Source organism: Rhodococcus sp. 7Tela_A2 (assembly GCF_049311045.1).
Taxonomy (GTDB): domain Bacteria; phylum Actinomycetota; class Actinomycetes; order Mycobacteriales; family Mycobacteriaceae; genus Rhodococcus.
The window spans coordinates 39828-59712 of the sequence record NZ_JAXION010000009.1 but is presented as its reverse complement, the minus strand read 5'-3'; the positions used below and the strand labels follow the sequence as shown (position 1 = coordinate 59712).

The 19885-nt window shown below is 66.9% G+C and carries 18 protein-coding genes; 10 read left to right on the top strand and 8 right to left on the bottom strand.

From position 1 onward, the window contains the following. The 7 genes from TVH25_RS03430 to TVH25_RS03400 all read right to left on the bottom strand — a co-directional run. A partial coding sequence (locus TVH25_RS03430) for a translation initiation factor IF-2 N-terminal domain-containing protein (protein WP_422423359.1) occupies window positions 1-847 on the bottom strand: 847 nt, incomplete at its 3' end. 454 nt (window positions 848-1301) lie between these two features. Next, entirely contained in the window at window positions 1302-1721 is a 420-nt protein-coding gene (gene ndk, locus TVH25_RS03425; RefSeq protein ID WP_169620501.1) for a nucleoside-diphosphate kinase, read from the bottom strand. Window positions 1722-1737: 16 nt separating this feature from the next. Continuing rightward, window positions 1738-2067 (bottom strand): DUF4233 domain-containing protein, encoded by a 330-nt coding sequence (locus TVH25_RS03420; protein WP_169620712.1) that lies wholly within the window; start codon window positions 2065-2067, stop codon window positions 1738-1740. Between the two features lie 71 nt (window positions 2068-2138). Beyond that, window positions 2139-3557: a bifunctional tetrahydrofolate synthase/dihydrofolate synthase gene (gene folC, locus TVH25_RS03415; protein WP_422423360.1), complete on the bottom strand. Its 1419-nt coding sequence runs from the start codon at window positions 3555-3557 to the stop codon at window positions 2139-2141. A 6-nt stretch (window positions 3558-3563) separates the two neighbouring features. Next, window positions 3564-6227 (bottom strand): valine--tRNA ligase, encoded by a 2664-nt coding sequence (locus TVH25_RS03410; protein ID WP_206036802.1) that lies wholly within the window; start codon window positions 6225-6227, stop codon window positions 3564-3566. 94 nt (window positions 6228-6321) lie between these two features. Then, the gene (locus TVH25_RS03405) at window positions 6322-8310 is read right to left on the bottom strand and encodes a S9 family peptidase (protein WP_422423358.1); all 1989 of its coding nucleotides are present in this window, start codon (window positions 8308-8310) and stop codon (window positions 6322-6324) included. Window positions 8311-8350: 40 nt separating this feature from the next. Then, window positions 8351-8791, bottom strand: coding sequence for a hypothetical protein (locus TVH25_RS03400; protein ID WP_169652452.1), 441 nt, complete (start codon window positions 8789-8791; stop codon window positions 8351-8353). Window positions 8792-8964: 173 nt separating this feature from the next. On the opposite strand from TVH25_RS03400, the gene thiD reads away from it, so the two are divergent. From thiD to TVH25_RS03380, 4 genes are all read left to right on the top strand, one after another. Continuing rightward, window positions 8965-9756: a bifunctional hydroxymethylpyrimidine kinase/phosphomethylpyrimidine kinase gene (thiD, locus tag TVH25_RS03395; protein WP_169620711.1), complete on the top strand. Its 792-nt coding sequence runs from the start codon at window positions 8965-8967 to the stop codon at window positions 9754-9756. 242 nt (window positions 9757-9998) lie between these two features. After that, window positions 9999-10289 (top strand): hypothetical protein, encoded by a 291-nt coding sequence (locus TVH25_RS03390; protein ID WP_169620496.1) that lies wholly within the window; start codon window positions 9999-10001, stop codon window positions 10287-10289. Between the two features lie 3 nt (window positions 10290-10292). Beyond that, window positions 10293-11369 (top strand): hypothetical protein, encoded by a 1077-nt coding sequence (locus TVH25_RS03385; RefSeq protein ID WP_422423357.1) that lies wholly within the window; start codon window positions 10293-10295, stop codon window positions 11367-11369. Further along, the gene (locus tag TVH25_RS03380) at window positions 11359-12390 is read left to right on the top strand and encodes a hypothetical protein (RefSeq protein WP_422423356.1); all 1032 of its coding nucleotides are present in this window, start codon (window positions 11359-11361) and stop codon (window positions 12388-12390) included. Before TVH25_RS03385 ends, TVH25_RS03380 begins: the two co-directional genes overlap by 11 nt. Before the next feature lie 24 nt (window positions 12391-12414). Here the strand turns inward: TVH25_RS03380 and TVH25_RS03375 are convergent, their stop codons facing one another. After that, entirely contained in the window at window positions 12415-12930 is a 516-nt protein-coding gene (locus TVH25_RS03375) for a GNAT family N-acetyltransferase (RefSeq protein WP_422423355.1), read from the bottom strand. Between the two features lie 113 nt (window positions 12931-13043). Here TVH25_RS03375 and TVH25_RS03370 point away from each other — a divergent pair, with 113 nt between their 5' ends. The 6 genes from TVH25_RS03370 to TVH25_RS03345 all read left to right on the top strand — a co-directional run bounded on the left by TVH25_RS03370 (window position 13044) and on the right by TVH25_RS03345 (window position 19844). Next, window positions 13044-14234: an NAD(P)/FAD-dependent oxidoreductase gene (locus tag TVH25_RS03370; RefSeq protein ID WP_422423354.1), complete on the top strand. Its 1191-nt coding sequence runs from the start codon at window positions 13044-13046 to the stop codon at window positions 14232-14234. 522 nt (window positions 14235-14756) lie between these two features. Further along, on the top strand, window positions 14757-15299 hold the full coding sequence (locus TVH25_RS03365) for a pentapeptide repeat-containing protein (RefSeq protein WP_169653227.1): 543 nt from the start codon (window positions 14757-14759) through the stop codon (window positions 15297-15299). Window positions 15300-15441: 142 nt separating this feature from the next. Continuing rightward, entirely contained in the window at window positions 15442-16842 is a 1401-nt protein-coding gene (glnT, locus tag TVH25_RS03360; protein ID WP_422423353.1) for a type III glutamate--ammonia ligase, read from the top strand. 18 nt (window positions 16843-16860) lie between these two features. Further along, a complete protein-coding gene (locus TVH25_RS03355; protein ID WP_422423351.1) occupies window positions 16861-17748 on the top strand; it encodes a glutamine amidotransferase in 888 nt (295 codons plus the stop codon). A 43-nt stretch (window positions 17749-17791) separates the two neighbouring features. After that, window positions 17792-18487: a protein glxC gene (locus tag TVH25_RS03350; RefSeq protein ID WP_296550932.1), complete on the top strand. Its 696-nt coding sequence runs from the start codon at window positions 17792-17794 to the stop codon at window positions 18485-18487. Window positions 18488-18518: 31 nt separating this feature from the next. Further along, entirely contained in the window at window positions 18519-19844 is a 1326-nt protein-coding gene (locus TVH25_RS03345) for an FMN-binding glutamate synthase family protein (protein ID WP_169653223.1), read from the top strand. Window positions 19845-19885 lie beyond the last annotated feature (41 nt).

Genomic DNA, 19885 nt, shown 5'->3' with positions numbered 1-19885 from the left:
GGGGGGGGGGGGGGTTGCGCGCCAGCGGTGGGGGGCGCGCCGGGCCGGGCCCCCGCCCGCCGTCGGAGCCCGTATCGCGGGCGGGCGCCTCGTCGACCTGCTCGGCCGGCGCCTCGGCTCCGGCGACCTTGTCGGACGTGGTCTCGGGTGCTTTCCCGGAAGTCTTCTCTGCGGTCTTCTCTGCGTTCTTCTCGACGGTCTGCTCGTCGATGTCCTTCGCCGCTGCGCCTCGGCGGGCGCGGCGGCGGCGCGGACGGACCGGTTCGTCGTCGGCGTCCTCGTCCGCAGGCGCGGGTGCGACCGGTTGGAGGAACAGCGGTGCGGCGACCGTGTCGGCTACCGGCTCCGGCGGCGCGAACAACGGGGTGTGCTGTTCCGGGGATGTGAACAGACCGGTGGGTCCACCGATCGACGTCTCCTGGACGGGCTCGTCCTTGTCCGCGACCTTCGGCTCCGGGGAGAGCACCGGCTCTTCGGTGTGCGCGAGGGTTGTGTCGCCCGGCGCCTCGGCGGCCGGAGCCTCGGGTTCCTGGGCCTCGGGTGCCTGGGTCTCGGGTGCCTGAGCCTCGGTGCGTCCCTCAGGAGCGACCGGAGCGGCAGGCTCGGAAGCGCCGCTCAGTGCGGCGTACACCTCTCGGGCGGCGTCGCGGTGCAGCGTTGCGTGCGCACTGCTGAGCGCAGTCCCGAGTTCGGTGGCCTTTGCGATCACCTGCTTGCTGGTGAGTCCCAGCATCTTGGCGAGCGCGTGCACGCGAATTTTCGCGGGCAGGTTCGGTACCTCGGTGCCGTCGGCGACGACGTCCGCGGATTCGATGGAATTGTTCTCCGGCGGCTCTTGATCGGCCACGTAAGTCTCCTAAGCCCCCGGGCGCGTCCATCACCGACTCGTGCGATGTGAGCGGCCACGCGAGGGCGCTGCTTGTATGCCCGCGCCTGGGGGCGCGAGATCATCCGGTCTCGCATCACACGGCCGTCCGGTGCCCGTTATCACTGCACGGCCGAGCGATGCCTGGCTTGATCGCGGTTCGAGCGCCGGAACATCCAGCATGTCGCGGAGCGAGGTGGTTCCTTCGTCCTCGGCCACAGCGATGTCGGGCATCGATCCGTGATGTCGTTCGGTCGCCCCGGACGGGTTTCGCACGGTGCAACCTTCCCCAGTATCCCACACAGGCGTGCGCGGATACGCCAACGGCGCCCCGCGGGGCGCCGTCGGTCGATATCGGGAACGTTGATTCGTGTCGTCGCGGACGGTTTCCGCACGACACCGGGGCGCCAGCAGAACGGCCGCCACCGTGGGTGGACTAGTTACCGGCGAGGGCCGGGAACCACAGTGCGATCTCGCGTTCGGCCGACTCGGCGGAGTCGGATCCGTGGACGAGGTTCTCACCCGGATCGAGGCCGAGATCGCCCCGGATCGAGCCCGGAACGGCCTTCTCCACCGGATCGGTTCCGCCGGCGAGCTGACGGAACGCCGCGATCGCGCGCGGGCCCTCGAGCACCGCGGCCACGAGGGGGCCACCGGTGATGAACTCGATCAGCGAGTCGTAGAAGGGCTTGCCCTCGTGCTCCGCATAGTGGGCCGCCGCGACCTCGACAGGGGCGACACGGAGCTCGAGAGCCACGATGTCCAGCCCCTTGCGCTCGATGCGCGACAGGATTTCTCCGACGTGACGGCGGGCAACGCCGTCGGGCTTGATCAGTACAAGGGTGCGCTCAGTCACGCGACAAGCGTAGAGGTCAGCCTCGCTGGCCCGGTAGCAGACCCCTCGATTCACGATCCTTGATGTCTTTCCGCAGGTAGAGCAGGTATGCCCAGACCACACCGAAGAGCACGCCGACCGCGCCGAGCGCGGGGTCGATGAGGAATCCGAGCAGGACGAGAGCCTGCAGCGTGAGGTTGAACGGAATCGCCCACGAGCGTCCCTGCACCCCTGCCCCGAGGATCATGAGCACCGCGAGTCCGACGACGTACCCGCCCGACAGCGCGGTCAGGCCGCCGCCGAGGGTCGCGATCACCGGCAGCACCAGCAGTACGACGATCGCTTCGAGAACGAGGGTTCCGGCCATCACACCCCGGAAACCCTTCCAGGGGTCCTTGGTCGGCGGTCCGAACTCCGGTTCCGCCGGGTTCTGGTTGGTCACGCGGGTTCCTTTCCGAACAGACTGCGGGCAGCACCTGCGGTCACCACCGAGCCGGTCACCACGACGCCCGCACCCGATACTGCCTCACCGGGTTCGCCGACTTCCTCGGCAATCGCGATCGCGGTCTCGATCGCGTCGGGCAGTGTCTCCGCGGTGACGACCCGTTCGTCGCCGAACCGCGCGACAGCGATATTCGCGAGATCCTCGACGTCCATCGCCCGGGGCGAGCCGTTATGGGTGACGACGATTTCGTCGAAGACCGGTTCGAGCGCCTCGATGAGACCTGCCACATCCTTGTCGGCCATGACGCTGACCACGCCGACGAGTTTGCGGAAGTCGAACTCGTCGGCGAGCGCGGCCGCGAGCGCCTTCGCGCCGTGCGGGTTGTGGGCTGCATCGAGGAAGACGGTCGGAGCGTTGCGCACGCGCTCGAGGCGTCCGGGATTGACGACCGAGGCGAAGGCCTCGCGCACCGCGTCGACGTCGAGTTGCTTCTGCGGGCCGGCGCCGAAGAACGCTTCGACGGCAGCCAAGGCCACCACGGCGTTGTGCGCCTGGTGCTCGCCGTGGAGCGGCAGGAAGATGTCGGTGTAGACACCGCCGAGCCCCTGGAGGTCGAGTTGCTGACCTCCGACGGCCACGGCACGCCGCGCCACCGCGAACTCGGAGCCTTCACGAGCAACGGCCGCATCCGCTTCGACGGTCTGCCGGAGCAGGACGTCCATCGCTTCGGGCTCCTGTTGCGCGATGACGGCGACCGTGTCGCGCGGGACCAGGTCGTCGCCCCGGGCCTTCTTGATGATTCCGGCCTTCTCCCCCGCGATCTCGGTGAGCGTCTCACCGAGGTATCCGGTGTGGTCGATTCCGATCGGGGTGATCACCGCGACCTGACCGGTGACCACGTTGGTCGCGTCCCAGCGTCCCCCGAGGCCCACCTCCACGACTGCGACGTCGACCGGTGCGTCCGCGAACGCCGCGAACGCCATCGCGGTGGTCACCTCGAACTTGCTCATCTTCGGTCCGCCGGCCGCCTCGGATTGCTCGTCGACCATGCGCACATACGGTTCGATGTCGCGGTAGGTGTCGACATAGGTGCGCGGTGACACCGGCGCGCCGTCGATACTGATGCGCTCCGTCGCGAGTTGCAGGTGCGGACTCGTGGTGCGGCCCACGCGATGATGCATCCGGGTCAGCAGGGCGTCGATCATCCGGGCGACGGAGGTTTTGCCGTTGGTGCCCGCCACGTGGATGGACGGATAGTTGTTCTGCGGCGAGCCGAGAATGTCCATCAGCGCCGCGATACGCGCCAGCGACGGTTCGATCTTGGTCTCGGGCCCGGGGGGGGGGGGGGGGGCCGCGCCCCCCCCCCCGCGCCAGTTCGGCGACGTCGACCGGGGACGGTCCCCCGGAATTATCGGTGGTCACGCCTGGCCCAACTCCTTCAGTCGCGCGTCGATGCGAGCGATCTCTTCCTCGGCGACCTGCTTGCGCGCGCGGATCTTCGCAACGACCGGTTCGGGCGCCTTCGCCAGGAACGCATCGTTGGACAGCTTGCCGGAGGTCGCCGCGAGATCCTTCTCCGCCGCGGCGAGATCCTTACGCAGACGTGCGATTTCGGCTCCGATATCGATACTGCCGGAGGTGTCGAGCTCGACGGTGACGGTCGCGCGGGACAGACGGACCTCGATGGACGCCGTCGCTGCGAATCCGTCCTCGGGATCGGTGAGACGCGCCAGTGACCGCACCGCGGGAACCTGGGCGACGAGGTCGGCACCGTCGATCCCCTCGAGCCGGGCCGCGACCTTCTGCGACGGCTTGAGGCCCTGGTCGCTGCGGAACCGGCGGATCTCCGTGATGAGCTTCTGCATGTCCTCGACGCGGCGCAGGGCGTCCGCATCGGCGGGCACGCCACTCGCGACCGGCCAGGATGCGATCACCAGCGACTCGCCGCCGGTGAGCACCTTCCAGAGCGTTTCGGTGACGAACGGGATGACCGGGTGCAGCATCCGCAGCAACTGGTCGAGCACGGTTCCGAGCACGGCCTTGGTGTGCGCGCTCCTGACGTCACCGTCCGCGAACTGCACCTTGGCGAGCTCGAGGTACCAGTCGCACACTTCGTCCCACGCGAAGTGGTACAGCGCCTCGCACGCCTTGGAGAATTCGAACTTCTCGAAGGCCTCGTCGACCTCGGCGCGCACCTGGTCGAGCCGGTCGAGGATCCACCGGTCGGCGTCGGTGAGGTCGTCGCGGGCCGGGATCTCGCTCACCACGGCGCCGTTCATGAGCGCGAACTTGGTGGCGTTGAACAGCTTGTTGGCGAAGTTCCGGGAGGACTGTGCGTGGTCCTCGCCGACGGAGAGGTCGGCACCCGGGTTCGCGCCGCGCGCGAGGGTGAAGCGCAGTGCGTCGGCGCCGAAGCGGTCCACCCAGTCCAGCGGGTCGATGCCGTTGCCACGCGACTTCGACATCTTCTTGCCGAACTGGTCGCGGACCAGTCCGTGCAGGAACAAATCCTTGAACGGCACCTTGCCGCCGTTCACCGCGTCGTCGTCGGCGACGTAGGTACCGAACATCATCATGCGGGCGACCCAGAAGAACAGGATGTCGTAGCCGGTGACGAGAACGCTGGTGGGATAGAACTTTTCGAGTTCGGGCGTCTTGTCGGGCCAGCCCATCGTCGAGAACGGCCACAGTCCGGAGGAGAACCAGGTGTCGAGGACGTCGGGATCCTGCTCCCAGCCTTCGGGTGCGGTTTCGTCCGGGCCGAAGCATTGCACTTCGCCGTCGGGGCCGTACCAGATCGGGATGCGATGACCCCACCACAACTGCCGCGAGATGCACCAGTCGTGCATGTTGTCGACCCAGGCGAACCAGCGCGGTTCCTGGCTCTTGGGATGAATGACCATGTCGCCGTTGCGCACTGCGTCGCCGGCGGTTTCGGCAAGCTTGTCGACCTTCACCCACCACTGCATCGACAGGCGCGGCTCGATGGTCTCGCCGGACCGCTCGGAATGGCCGACGCTGTGGACGTACGGACGCTTCTCGGCGACGACGCGGCCCTGTTCGGCGAGTTCCTCACGGATCTTCACACGTGCTTCGAAACGGTCCATCCCGTCGAAACGTGTTCCGCTGTCTGCGATCTTGCCGGTCTTGTCCATGATGGTGGGCATCGGCAGGTTGTGCCGCAGACCCATCTCGAAGTCGTTGGGATCGTGCGCGGGGGTGATCTTCACAGCGCCGGTGCCGAACTCGGGATCGACGTACGCGTCGGCGATCACCGGGATCTGGCGTCCCGTGATCGGGTGGTAGATCGTGGTTCCCACAAGGTGCTTGTAGCGCTCGTCTTCGGGATGCACCGCGACCGCGGTGTCACCGAGCATCGTCTCGACACGGGTGGTGGCGACGATGACGTGCGGCTCGGCGTCGTCGAGCGAGCCGTAGCGCAGCGACACGAGTTCGCCTTCGACCTCCTCGAACTTGACCTCGATGTCGGAGATCGCCGTCTGCAGCACCGGTGACCAGTTGACCAGGCGCTCGGCACGGTAGATCAGGCCGTCGTCGTACATGCGCTTGAAGATCGTCTGCACGGCGCGGGAAAGACCCTCGTCCATCGTGAAGCGATCACGCGACCAGTCGACGCCGTCGCCGATACGTCGCATCTGCCCCTGGATGGTGCCGCCGGATTCGCGCTTCCACTCCCACACCTTGTCGATGAACAGTTCGCGGCCGAAGTCTTCCTTCGTCTTGCCGTCGACGGCGAGTTGCTTCTCCACCACGGTCTGGGTCGCGATGCCCGCGTGGTCCATACCGGGGAGCCAGAGCACCTCACAGCCCTGCATGCGCTTGCGGCGGGTCAGCGCGTCCATCAGGGTGTGGTCGAGCGCGTGACCCATGTGCAGGCTGCCCGTGACGTTCGGGGGCGGGAGCACGATGGAGTAGCCGGGCTTGTCGCTTCCCGGGTCCGCCTCGAAGTAACCGGCGTCCACCCACCCCTGATAGAGCTCGGCCTCGACAGCGCTGGGGTCCCAGCTCTTGGGGAGGGCATCTGCGGGATTCTGGGGGTTCTCTGGCGCACTGGTCACCAGGCAATCGTAAGCGTCGAGCACAAACCGCCTGGACACGGGCTGTCGGCCGCTGCCGTATCCCGGACCGCCGCCGGTGCCCGCACGGGAACGGCCCTCAGCCCAGCAGCTCCGGTAGTTCGACCGGCCGGCCCAGCACGTGCTCGGACAGGAACGCCTCGACCACCCGGTACCAGAGCTTGGCGTGCTGGGGGCTGAGGACCCAATGGTTCTCGGACGGGAAGTACAGGAACCGGTGCACCGTGGTCCCGTCGTCCTCCGCGGGCAGCCCCGACTCGTCGAGCAACTCGTACCAGAGCCGTAGCGCCTCTCCGATGGGCACGCGATAGTCCTTGTCACCATGAATGACCAGCATCGGCGTGACGATGTCGGCGACGAACAGGTGCGGAGAGTTCTCCACGGCCATCTCGGGAGTCATCTCCCGCTGCCAGTACCAGGCGACGTCGGTGGTCGGCGTGAACTGGTCGAGCGCCCACAAACCCGCGTGGGTGACGATCGCGCGGAACCGATCGGTGTGCCCGGCCACCCAGTTCGCCATGTAGCCGCCGAACGATCCGCCCATCGCCGCGGTGCGGTCGGCGTCGATGTCGGGTCGCGCGACGGCCTCGTCGGTGATCGCCATGAGGTCGGTGTACGGTTCGGCTCCCCACCGGCCCCAGCCTCGCAGGACGAACTCTTCGCCGTACCCGGTGGACAGTGCGGGATCCGGGAGCAACACGGCGTATCCGCGCGCGACCATCAGCCACGGGTTCCATCGCCACGACCAGGTGTTCCAACTCCCCAGCGGTCCACCGTGAATCCACAGCAGCAGTGGGACCGGTGACCCGTCGCTTGCGCCGTGGGGCATTGCCAACCAGCCGCGCAGCGGGGTTCCGTCCGCGGCGGTCGTGGTGATCTCGGTGTGCCTACCGGGAAGCTCCGGTAGGTCCGCGGGGGCTCGCAACGGGGTCACGGTGCCCGCGTCGGGTCCGGTCAGGGCGATGCGGACGGGGTGCGGCGGCATGCGATACGAGGCCCGCAGCGCGTACAGAGCAGTGCCGTCGGGTGCGACACGCACGTCGGTGTAGGCCTCGTCCCCGCCGGTGAGAGCGTCGGGGCGGTCGGCTCCCGAGCGGAGTACGAAGATGGGGGCGCGTCCGTGGTCGTCTGCGGTGAGGACGAGTCCGGACCCGTCGGGTAGCCATGCGATCGAGGTGGGCCACCGGTCCCATCCGGGTGCCGCGACGGTGGTGGTGCCGTCCGTGAGGTCGAGTATGCGCACCGTCGTCTTCAGGGGCGTGTCGGGATCGCCCGCCGTCTCGTGCAGGAAGGCGAGCCGGGTTTCGTCCGGTGACACGACGGGGTGGAGCGCGTCCCCGGTGGGATCGTCGACGAGCGGCGTGCGAAGTCCGGTAGCGAGGTCGATCCGCACGAGAGTGGTCCGACGGGATGCGCGCGGGCCGGATACGACCCAGGTCGACACGGCGAACGACCCGGTGGCGGCCACGTCGAGTTGCGCGTCGCGCAGAGCACCGCGGATGCCGGGTGTCAGGTCGACCAGGTCTCCGCGTTCCCACACGGTCAGCAGATGCGGGCGGTCGGGTCCGAGATCGTGATCCCAGTAGCGGACGGGATATCCGGTGTGCAGGGTCGCGGTCACCTTCGCGTCGTCGCGTGCGGTGCGAATACGTTCGTCGTCGCTGTCCCGGTGCCCGAACACGCTCGCGGTGGCGACGATGCGATCTGCGGATGCCGCGGCGTGGACCGTCGCGACGCCGCCCTTGCGTGTGGCCACGGGTGTGGCTTCGCCTCCGGCTGCGGGGAGGCTCCACAGTGACGCCGGGTCGCCGTCCCCCCGGGAGGCGATGAACAGCAGGTCGCCGTCGGCTGTGAACGTCGGGTTCGATTCGCCCGTCACGCCGTGCGTCAGCCGGCGGGCGGGTTCGTGGCCTGCGGGATCGATTTCCCACAGTGCCCCGGTGTACGCCGTGGCCTTCTCGTCGAGCACCGATTGCGCGAGTACCAGGCGGGTGCCGTCGGGCGACATCACGAGGCTCGTGGCACGCGGCAGCGCAAGGTAGTCGTCGAGATCGTCGAAGGCGGTCATGCCCGAAACCCTAACGTCGGGGACGCGCCCTGCGGGTGTGTCAGGCCGGAGGCGGGCACAGACCCTCACGCGCACGATTCCAGAAGGGGAACAGCTCCGGGCTTCCCGCTTCCGGGTGCCGGACGCGGGCAAGGTCGACGAATTCGAGTTGCGTCTGCCCCGGCTGACCGATCAGGCTGCACGCTTCGACGACGAGGGCGGCCGTCTCATCCGAGTCGAGCGTTGCGGCCCACGGACCGAGATCGGCTCCGCGCACGAAGCCGTCGAGTCGGGGCGCGATCCGGTTGTACGTGGTCTGCATCGCCACGCTGCACGGTGCGCCGAGCAGTTCACCGCACGTGGTGGGAGTGCCGTCGAGGAGCACCCGGGTGTCTTCGACGGTCCGTGTCGAATCGGAGTCGGAGAGGCCGCGCAAGGCGAAATAGAAACCGGCAGCGACGACTGCCACCAGTACCAGCATCACTCCGAAGAAGCGTGTCATCGTCCCTCGCCTACGCCGTCACATGCCTCCATGCTGCCGGACGAGGACCGTACACACCGGGCGTTTCGCCCGATGACCCCTGCGGGCTCCGTAGTCCCGGTTGTTAGGCTGGGACGCCTGCTACACGATCGCTGATGCATCCGCGATCATCCCAGCCGAACGGAGAACTCATCGTGGTCGATCTCGCCTTCGTCATTGCCGGATCGGAAGCCACCGGCGGTGCCGGGCTGCAGGTGGACCTCAAGACGTTCCAGCAACTCGGCGTGTACGGGGTCGGTGCCATCACCTGCATCGTGTCGTTCGACCCCGGGAACAACTGGGGTCACCGATTCGTACCGATCGACCCGCAGGTCATCGCCGACCAGATTCAGGCTGCGACGGCGGCCCACGACCTCGACGTCGTGAAGATCGGCATGCTCGGAACTCCGGCGACGATCGACGTGGTCGCGGACGCGCTGGGCAAGAAGAACTGGCGGCACGTCGTGCTCGACCCGGTCCTGATCTGCAAAGGGCAGGAACCCGGCGCGGCACTCGACACCGACAACGCGCTGCGCACCCAGATACTCCCCCACGCCACCGTGGTGACCCCCAACCTCTTCGAGGCCCGCACCCTGTCCGGCATGGACAGCATCGACTCGGTCGACGACCTGGTCGAAGCCGCGCGCCGCATCCACGATCTCGGACCGCAGTACGTCGTCGCGAAGGGCGGTGTCGAACTCGCCGGTGACGACGCGGTCGACGTGCTGTTCGACGGCCGGGAGGTGACGCTGCTGTCGGCACCCAAGATCGGCAGCGAGCGGGTCTCCGGCGCCGGGTGCACTCTCGCCGCCGCGATCACCGCGGAAATCGCGAAAGGCACCGACGTCACTCGCGCGGTGCAGAATGCGAAGGACTTCGTCACCAAGGGCATCAAGGGCCGGGTGTCGGGGCACACGCCGTTCGACACCGTGTGGCAGGGTGCCTGACCGCCGTAGTCACGGGGCGTAGTCGCTGCGCCCGCATCGCACAACCGATTCGATCTTGATACCCTGTCGCCGATGTCGCCGACCGGGGGGTCCGGCGTCGCCGACCGATCAGGGGGGATCGTCGTGACCTTACCGTCGCATGCAGTGTCACCACTTCTGCAAAGTCCATGTGGCCGAGCGTTGTACGGCGGCGAAGGCCGACGACCGGGTAACGGGAGCACGCCGCGCCGGCAGGCGACGCGTTGAGCCTGCACGTCGATCCGAACGAACTACTCCGCGCCGCAGCGCGATACGAAGACTCCGCCCGTGTTGTGGCGGCCGCAGTCGACCCGCTTCCCGACACAGTGCAGGCAGGCGCGGCCACCGGCGCGCTTGTCGGCGTACTCGGGCGGGCCGTCGGGGATGTCGCAGGTCTCGTGCACACGCTCGGTATCGCTGCGGGCATGCTCAGCTCCTGCGCCGAGGCGTACCGCGACAGTGACGCCGGCACCGCCGAGCGAATCGTCACTGCATGGCCCGATCAGGGCGAGTGAGCCGTGCCGATCGATACCTACATCGACGGCGATCCCGCCGATATCTCGCGCGTCGGGCACTTGATCCGCTGCCACCTCGCGGCCGCCCTCGCTGCGGCCGGGGACAATGCCGAAGAAGCCCGCCGCATCGCCGATGACGCATGGGAGGGAGAGGCGTCCGACCGGTACCTGCGCGAGGCATCGCGGATCGTGCGGGTCGTCGACGAGTTTCACGCGAGGACGCTCTCCGCTGCGGACGATTTCGACACGCTGTCGGTTGCGCTCGCTTCGGCTCTCGCGGATATGTCGGATATTCGCGACCGCGCGGCGAGTGCCGGACTCCCGGTCGTGTGCAACACCATCGGCGATCCGGGTCCGTATTCGGACGAGTCTCTGCTCCGAATCTATGACGAGTTGGCGGATGCCGCGACAGATGTGCACCGCCGGTGGGCACGCGATATCGCGGGAGTCACCCATCGGTGGACAAGTGCCGCGTGGGCCGCACTGTTCACCACCACAACCGGATTCGACTACCTCACTGCAGAACTGAGCCGACATGTCGATCAGCTGGACAAGAGAGCTACGGCGTTTCTCCACCATTCGACGCGGTCCATGCAAGCGGTAATCGACCTCGCACCGGGTACCCCGTACGACGAGGTGCGGCGTCTGTTCGGACAGGCGAAGGCATCCACCGACGATCTCGCTGCCACGCTCGCGAAGCATACGAATCTGGCGCCCATCCCGACGAGGCTGGCCGTGGGGACAGGCGCACTGGGCCTCGTCGCGGGTGCGGGAATCGACTACTTCGCCGGTGAGCCTCTCGAGCAGGCTGTGGTGTCGAATTCGGCCGGGCTCGCGGCATCGATCGCGGCGGGAGCTATTTTAGGGTCGACCTTTCCCGTGGCGGGCACACTCACCGGTGCACTCGCGGGAACAGCAGTCGGCATCATGACTGCCGGCAGCGTCGACCACCTCTACGAGGATTCCTCCGCGACAATTCTCAGCACGCTCGATGCGGGACTCCGAGAAGCGCGCGAAGCAATAGATGCGTTGGGAGATCTCGGCAGAGCCGTGCGAGGTGGGCTTACCGATGGCAATTGAAGAGGTACCACTGGATGACGGCTCGGGCCGGCGGAGGGTGTACGGAATTCTCAGAACCTACGTCCTCTTTCTGGTCGGCAACGCCGTCATGGTTTTCGGCAACGCCGCTTTGTTTTCCGCCCTCTGGCAAGGATCGGCGGATCGCGATACGTACAGGTTCGAACCCGGTCCGTCCTTCTTCGCCGATTCGCTCGGCGCTGCAATTGCGTTCGGGATCCTCACTGGCGTCGGCGTGATCTGCTTCGTGCTCATGCACAGCCCTCGAACCCGCCGTTCCGACATCGTCGTCGGGACGGACGAAGGCGTACCGGCTCTCCTGCTCCAAAGATCTCGGTTGCTGTTCAACCTTTCCCTGTTCGTAGCACTCCCGGCTGTCACTGCCATGGTGGTGTTCCTGGTGAGAACCGCCGAGTCGGGTCCCTCCCGGTATCCCGACGACGGGGATTTCGACCTCGGCACATGGGCACTCGTTCTGTTCGTCACCTGCGGCTACCAAGCAGGCGTCGGTGCACTGATCCTGCTCGGACGCATCCGCCCCGGTTACATCGCCGTCCGCCACGACGGAATCCACCTCCGGGGTTACGCTTTCGACGCGTGGATACCTTGGGACAGCCTGTCGATCATCCAGGCCAACACGCACTGGAAATATCTTCTCGTCTGGCTCAGGCCCCACCACTGTGCAGTTCTTTCCTCCCGAGTTCCCCGCCTGTGGAGAGGCATCGACAACACGGTCACCACACTCCGCTCATCCACCGACGGAGAGGTGGTGGTTGTACGTGTCGACCGCCGGCCTTTCAGGATCGCACCCGAGATCATCGACGCAGCCGTCGAGCACTACATCGAAAACCCCGACGCGCGTCGCGAATTGCGCGACCCCGAAGCCATCGCTCGCACTGTCGAAGTCCTGCGGTCGCACGCCACAACAGCGTGGTGGCGCTCCCAGCGACGTCCGGTTCCCGTCCCCCGTCTCGTACCGGGCTCCACGGGTCGCGACGAGTTCCTCCGGAAGTGGAGCTTGTGACAGCGCGGTCGAGTCCCCTGTCGCTCAGCGCGGATTCCGCCACATGGCCCAGAGGGTGGGCCCGCCGCGGGGAATCACGATCTCGCGGGTGACCTCGAATCCGAAGCGTTCGTAGTAGCCGATGTTCACTTCCTTGCTGGGTTCGAGATAGGCCGGCGCGTGCGTCGCAGTGCGGTTCGGCGGGATGAACGGCCTCGAGTGCTGCGCTGACGGCGATTCCGGCGCGCGGGTGACTGCCGAGTGCGACCGCGAGCCGGGGCCACATGCGAAGCGACTGCCATACCGTCGGCTTCCATGCACCGGGGGGCCCCACAATGCGGCACCGCCCACGATTTCGTCCCTCTCCGCAATGTCGGCACCGCCGACCGGCACGGAATGAAATCGGGCTTCGGCAGCGAAATACCGTCGTAGCCCGTGCTCACGACGCCCTTCGTCGGGCCACATCCACGCCATCACCGGGTCGTCGAAGAACGCATCCGCCAGCACAGTTGCGCCGGCAGGGACATCGGTCTTCGTCGCCGGACGCACAGTCACGCTCACAGCATCGACGCTACCGGGCCAATATTTTACGTTCACGTCACACGCCGACGGGTCGTTACGTTTCTTCGTATGCAACACTGTCTCTCATTAAGAAACACGATTGTGGAGGACCGATGACAAAGAGCACCCGTGTAGTGATCGTCGGTGGCGGACTCGAGGGACTGGCCGCAGCCTGGTCACTTGCCGAACGCGGTGAATCCGACGTCCTCGTTCTCGAGCGACACACGCTGTGTTCCGGCATGACCGGAAAATCGAGCGGGATCGTCCGCTGCCACTACGGTGTGCGATCGCTCGCGGCGATGGCCTGGCACGGGGTTCAGGTCTTCTCGGCTGCCGAGGAGATCTTCGGTACGGACATCGGCTTCCGGCAGACCGGGTACATCGTGGGAGTGGGCGCGAACAACGTCGCACCCATGACCGCCAACACCGAGATGCACCGCGATCTGGGTATACCCGTGGAGTCGCTCGACGCCGACGAGGTCGCGCACATATGGCCCGGTATCGCCCTCGACGATTTCGCGGCGTTCGCCTACGAACCCCTCGGAGGGCACGGCGACGCGTATATGACGGGTATGGCCTACGCCGCGCAGGCACGACGCCTCGGGGTCCGAATCCGGCAGGCGGCCGAGGTCACCGCCCTTCTGCAGCGCGGGAACGGCGAAGTCTACGGTGTCGTTCTCGCCGACGGATCCGAAATCCACGCGGACACAGTGGTGCTCGCGACGGGAGCATGGTCTCCGACGCTCGGCGCCACCGCCGGCATCGAGGTCCCCGTACGCGTGCAACGCGAGTCGATTCTGCTCGTCGACCAGGGAACCCCCACACCGGATGTGCCCACATTCTCGGATCTGGTGAACCTGCAGTACCTCAGGCGCGAGCCGAACGGCGACCTGCTCGTCGGCAACAGCGACCACTCGACCCCCGAGTGGGCCGATCCGGACACCTACTCCAACCGCGCCGGCGACCACGTCGTCGCCGCCGCGATCGGCAAACTGGATCGCCTGCTCCCCCACATGCCCGACCCGCGACTGGCGTCGTCCTACGCCGGTTGTTACGACGTCACACCCGACTACAATCCGATCATCGGCCCGTCCCCCGCTCCCGGCCTGTTCCTGCTCGTCGGCTTCAGTGGCCACGGTTACAAGATCTCTCCCTCCGTCGGGCGATTGGCCGCTGATCTCCTGCTCGACGGCATTTCCGGCACGCCCGAGGTGGACGGCGACGACTTCCGGTTTTCGCGATTCGAGGAGGGCAAGCCCTTGGCGAGTCTGCACCCCTACGCGGGCGCCGGTGAAATGCGCTAGAGGTGTGCGAGTGAGAACGCGTGACCGACTCCTCGCGCGTCTTGATGGTCCGCCTCAGCGCTTGTTACGGTGTCGGAAGTGATACGCATGCTGTCTCTGTGAGCCGAACCCACCGCGACGACTTCTCGTCGCCTCTCCGCGGTGTGGTGATTCCGTGTGTTTCGACCGGGAACCGGACGTTGGTTCCCCGCTCCCCGATTCGCACCCACATCACCTTCTGGAGCACCCATGCCCGTCACCATCCCCCTCTCCTCGGAACTAGAAGCCGACTGTTCGAACTGTTTCGCGCTGTGCTGTAACGCTTTCGGATTCTCGAGATCGGCGGACTTTCCCATCGACAAACCTGCCGGCGTACCGTGCCCGAACCTCGAGCCCGACCATTCGTGTGGAATCCACAGGACGTTGCACGCCAGAGGGTTCCGCGGTTGTGCGGCCTTCGACTGCTTCGGCGCCGGTCAAGCGGTCTCCCAACGCCTCTTCCACGGCACCGAGCCGGATCGGGACTCGCAGGAGCGCCGCACGATGTTTGCCGCGTTCGCGGTCGTGCGGCAACTACACGAGATGCTCTGGCACCTCGCGGAGGCGCGGGCACGCACCTTCGATCCCGACGCAGCGCGAGCGGCGCTGCATCTCGCCGAACTCGTCGCACGCACGGCGCGCGGGACGATCGATGCGCTGTTGAGGACGGATGTGAACGCACTGCATGCCCGCGTCGCCCTGGCACTCCGGCAGGTCAGCGAAGAGGTGCGCGCCGGGTATCGGGCGGACGCACGAGCGACCGTGCCCGACGCATATCCGGGTGCCGACCTGGCGGGCAGAGACCTGCGCGCGCACAGCCTGTGCGGCGCCGACCTCAGAGGCGCGTGTCTGATCGCGGCAGATCTGCGGGGAAGCACCCTGGCCGGTGTCGATCTCCTCGGCGCCGACCTGCGGGATGCCCGGATCGAGGGCGCAGACCTTTCGACCGCACTGTATGTGACGCAGCCACAGATCGCGGCCGCCCGGGGTAGTGCGGACACCACGCTGCCGCACCGCCTCTCACCGCCGGCTCACTGGGGCAGCTAGCGCGTCGATATCGGCCTGGGACGGGGCGGAGTGTCACAGACGTTTCTCCGCTCCGTAACGCCGTCGTCATGCGTGCTATGTTTCATTACATTCGACAGCGATTCACATCATGAAACCCCGCCGCCGAACCACAGGAGTTCCCATGACGCTCGAAGCCACCGACCTCATCTCCCGGCGGTCGCAGTCGACGAACGGTCACCCGCACCCGAGCACTGCGTCCGGCACCATCGCGGACCAGGCCACAGATCTCGCTTCTCTCGCACGCGCCACCGGCACCCGCTTCATCCTGGCCGTCTTCACGACCTTGTCCGGAAAGCCCTGTGCCAAGCTGGTTCCGGTCGAGTCGGCCGACGAACTCCAGAACGACGGTGTCGGATTCGCCGGCTACGCAGCCGGTTCCATCGGCCAGGTGCCGAAAGATCCCGACCTCGTCGCGATCCCCGATCTCTCTTCGTTCACCCCCATCCCCTTCATCCGCGACGGCCTCGCGCTCGTCCACTGCGATCCCCACGTGGAAGGCAAGCCCTGGCCCTTCGCCCCGCGAATCATCCTCGAGAAGGCGCTCGCCGCCGCGGCGGAAAAGGGACTCACGGTCAAGGTCGGCGCCGAGATCGAGTACTTCCTCGTCCAGCGCGACGAGGAGGGGACCCTGCGCACCGCCGATCTCCTCGACACCTCGCGCCAGCCCTGTTACGACGCCCGCGACGTCACCCGCATGTACGAGCACCTCACGTCCATCTCGTCGGCGATGAACACTCTCGGCTGGGGCAACTACGCCAACGACCACGAGGACGGCAACGGCCAGTTCGAACAGAACTTCCGCTACGACGAGGCCCTCGTCACGGCCGACCGTGTGATGACCCTGCGGTACCTGATCTCCGTCCTCGCCGAGCAACGCGGCATGACCGCAACTTTCATGCCCAAGCCCTTCGCCGACCGAACCGGTACCGGCATGCACATGCACATGTCCCTGTGGAACGGCGACCGTGCCGCGTTCCCCGACGCCGGGGACCCTCGGGGGTTGGGCCTGTCCGACCTCGCCTACTCGTTCATCGGCGGAATTCTCGATCACGCGTGCGCCCTGCAGGGCGTGCTGGCACCCACGGTGAACTCGTACAAGCGCACGGGTGCGACCGCAACGACGTCGGGTGCCACCTGGTCGCCGCGTCGTGCGACCTACGGAGGCAACGACCGCACCCACTACATCCGGGTTCCGGACTCGCACCGCGTCGAACTGCGAGGCGGTGACGGCTCCACCAATCCGTATCTTGCGATCGCTGCGACCGTGGCCGCCGGACTCGACGGTGTCGAACGCGGACTCGATCCTGGTACTCCTGGTGCGGGCGTCGCATCCGACGCATTGCCGATGACGCTCCTGCACGCCATGGACGCCCTCGCCGCCGATCCCGTCGTCACCGCAGCACTCGATGCTGCCGGACCCGGGGTCGCGGAGTACTTCACCTCCCTCAAACGCGAGGAATTCTTCCAGTGGCACAACACCGTGACGCCGTGGGAGATCGACAACTACCTGACCGCTTTCTGACACCGACCAGGAGAAGACATGTGCGGAATCGTCGGGCTTCACCTCCGTGACGCCTCACTCGAACCACGTCTGGGCCACCTGCTGACAGGCATGCTCGGCCGAATGGTGGACCGTGGACCGGACTCGGCGGGCGTCGCCATCTACGGAGATCCGGCATTCTCCCCGGCGGGACACTCCTCGGTCTCGGTCCTCGGAGCGTCGGCGAATCTTGCCGGCGCCCTGAGGAATGCGCTGGGCGTCTCCGTCACCGGCATCGACCGCTCCCCCACTACCGTGGTCCATGCACCGATTCCCGCCGCGGCACTGGCGGACGCCGTTCGCAGGGTGGACCCGGGCGCGACCGTGATCGGTTTCGGCGACGAAGTCACCGTCCTCAAGGGAATGGGCAACCCGTTGCTGCTGGCCGAGCGGTTCGGACTTCCCCGGGCGTCGGGTCGTCAGGGCGTCGGCCACACCCGCATGGCCACCGAATCCGCGGTGACGGCAGCGGGCTCCCATCCGTTCGCCGTGGGGCCGGACCAGTGCCTGGTGCACAACGGCTCGTTCTCGAACCATCTTTCCGTGAAACGGGAACTGGAAGACGATGGCGTGGTGTTCGACAGCGAGAACGACACGGAAGTAGGTGCACGCTTCGTGGCCAAGCACCTCGCCGACGGAGCAGACCTCGACAAGGCGCTTCGCCTGCTCGGTGAGCGGTTCGACGGTTTCTACACGCTGCTCGTCTCCACGGCCGATGCGTTCGCCGTGGTGCGCGATCCGATCGCATGCAAACCTGCCGTCGTCGCGGAAACGGACTCCTACGTGGCGATGGCATCCGAATTCCGCGCTCTCGCACATCTTCCGGGGATATCGGACGCACACATCTTCGAACCCGAACCCGAACGGGTCTACGTATGGCACCGCTGACCGGACCCGTATTGCCGCTGCCACTTCGACGCCGGAGAAACTCATGACCACCGACACGCTGCCCACCGCCGCATACGACCTCGACGTGACCACCACCCGGGAACTCAACACGGCGCTCCAGGCGACCGAGGCACCCGCCACCGTGCACGTCACCGATCCACAGGGGCAGCACGCACTGGCGTGCGGACTGAACCGGCCCATAGAGGTGCACATCTCCGGACACGTCGGCTACTACGCAGCCGGGATGAACCAGCATGCCCGCGTGACGATCGACGGCAACGCAGGCGTCGGCGTCGGGGAGAACATGATGTCGGGCACGGTGCGGGTAACCGGGGACGCGTCCCAATCCGCCGGAGCCACCGCCCACGGCGGCTTACTCGTGATCGAAGGGAACGCCGCCGCTCGCTGCGGGATCTCGATGAAGGGCGTCGACATCGTCGTCGGCGGCAACATCGGCCACATGAGCGCCTTCATGGGGCAGGCCGGACGACTGGTCGTACTGGGCGACGCGGGTGAGGCGCTCGGCGATTCGCTGTACGAGGCGCGCATCTACGTGCGGGGCACTGTCGCCTCCCTCGGCGCAGACTGCATCGCCAAACCGATGCGCCCCGAACATCTCGCGGAACTCCGGGAACTGCTCGACGCGGCCGGCTTCGACGCCGATCCCAGCGACTTCACCCGGTACGGCTCCGCCCGCAGCCTCTACCACTTCCATGTGGACAACGCGTCCGCGTACTGATCCCGACCCGCTCGACAGCGAGGAGACTTCCATGACATTCCGGCCCGGTCTGCGCGAATCGGCGACCTTCGACCGCAACGTCGTTCACGAGATCCAGCGTGCCGCCGACACCGGCATCTACGACATTCGTGGCTGGGGCGCCAAACGCAAGGTCCCACACTTCGACGACTTGCTGTTCCTCGGTTCGTCGATGTCGCGGTACCCCCTGGAGGGATACCGGGAGAAGTGCGAGACCGATGTCGTCCTCGGAGATCGTCATGCGAAGTACCCTCTTCACCTGGATATCCCCGTCACCATCGCCGGAATGAGTTTCGGCGCCCTCTCGGGCGGCGCGAAAGATGCGCTCGGACGCGGCGCGAGTGAGGTCGGCACCTCCACCACCACCGGAGACGGCGGCATGACACCGGAGGAACGCGGCCAATCCAAATACCTGGTCTACCAATACCTTCCGTCTCGGTACGGGATGAATCCCGACGACCTGCGCAAGGCCGACGCCATCGAGATCGTGCTCGGTCAGGGCGCCAAGCCCGGTGGCGGTGGAATGTTGCTCGGCCAGAAGATCACCGAGCGGGTGGCAGGAATGCGGACACTGCCCGTGGGTATCGACCAGCGCAGCGCATGCCGGCACCCCGACTGGACCGGACCCGACGACCTCGCGATCAAAATCATCGAACTGCGGGAGATCACCGGCTGGGAGAAGCCGATCTACGTCAAGGTCGGGGCCACCCGCACGTACTACGACGTCAAGCTCGCCGTGAAGGCCGGCGCGGACGTGATCGTCGTCGACGGCATGCAGGGCGGCACGGCCGCGACCCAGGATGTCTTCATCGAACACGTCGGGATCCCCACGCTCGCTGCCATCCCCCAGGCCGTGCAGGCGTTGCAGGAGATGGGAATGCACCGCACTTCGGGTGGTGTACAGCTCATCGTCTCCGGTGGTATCCGGTCGGGCGCCGACGTCGCGAAGGCGATGGCACTCGGCGCCGACGCCGTGGCGATCGGGACCGCCGCGCTGATCGCACTCGGCGACAACGATCCGAAGTACGAGGCGGAGTACGCGAAACTGGGCTCGGCCGCAGGCTTCTACGACGACTTCCAGGACGGCAAGGACCCCGCGGGCATCACGACGCAGGACCCGGAACTGCAGCGCAATTTCGATCCGATCGAGGGTGGACGGCGGCTCGCGAACTACCTGCGCGTCCTCACCATGGAGGCTCAGACCATCGCGCGCGCGTGCGGCAAGTCGCACCTGCGCAATCTCGAACCACAGGACCTGGTGGCCCTGACGATCGAATCCGCGGCGATGGCCCGCGTGCCCCTCGCCGGCACCGAGTGGATTCCCGGACGAGCGTTCTGACTCCGCGTCCCCGCGGCACCTCCGATGCTCCGGCCGGAGGT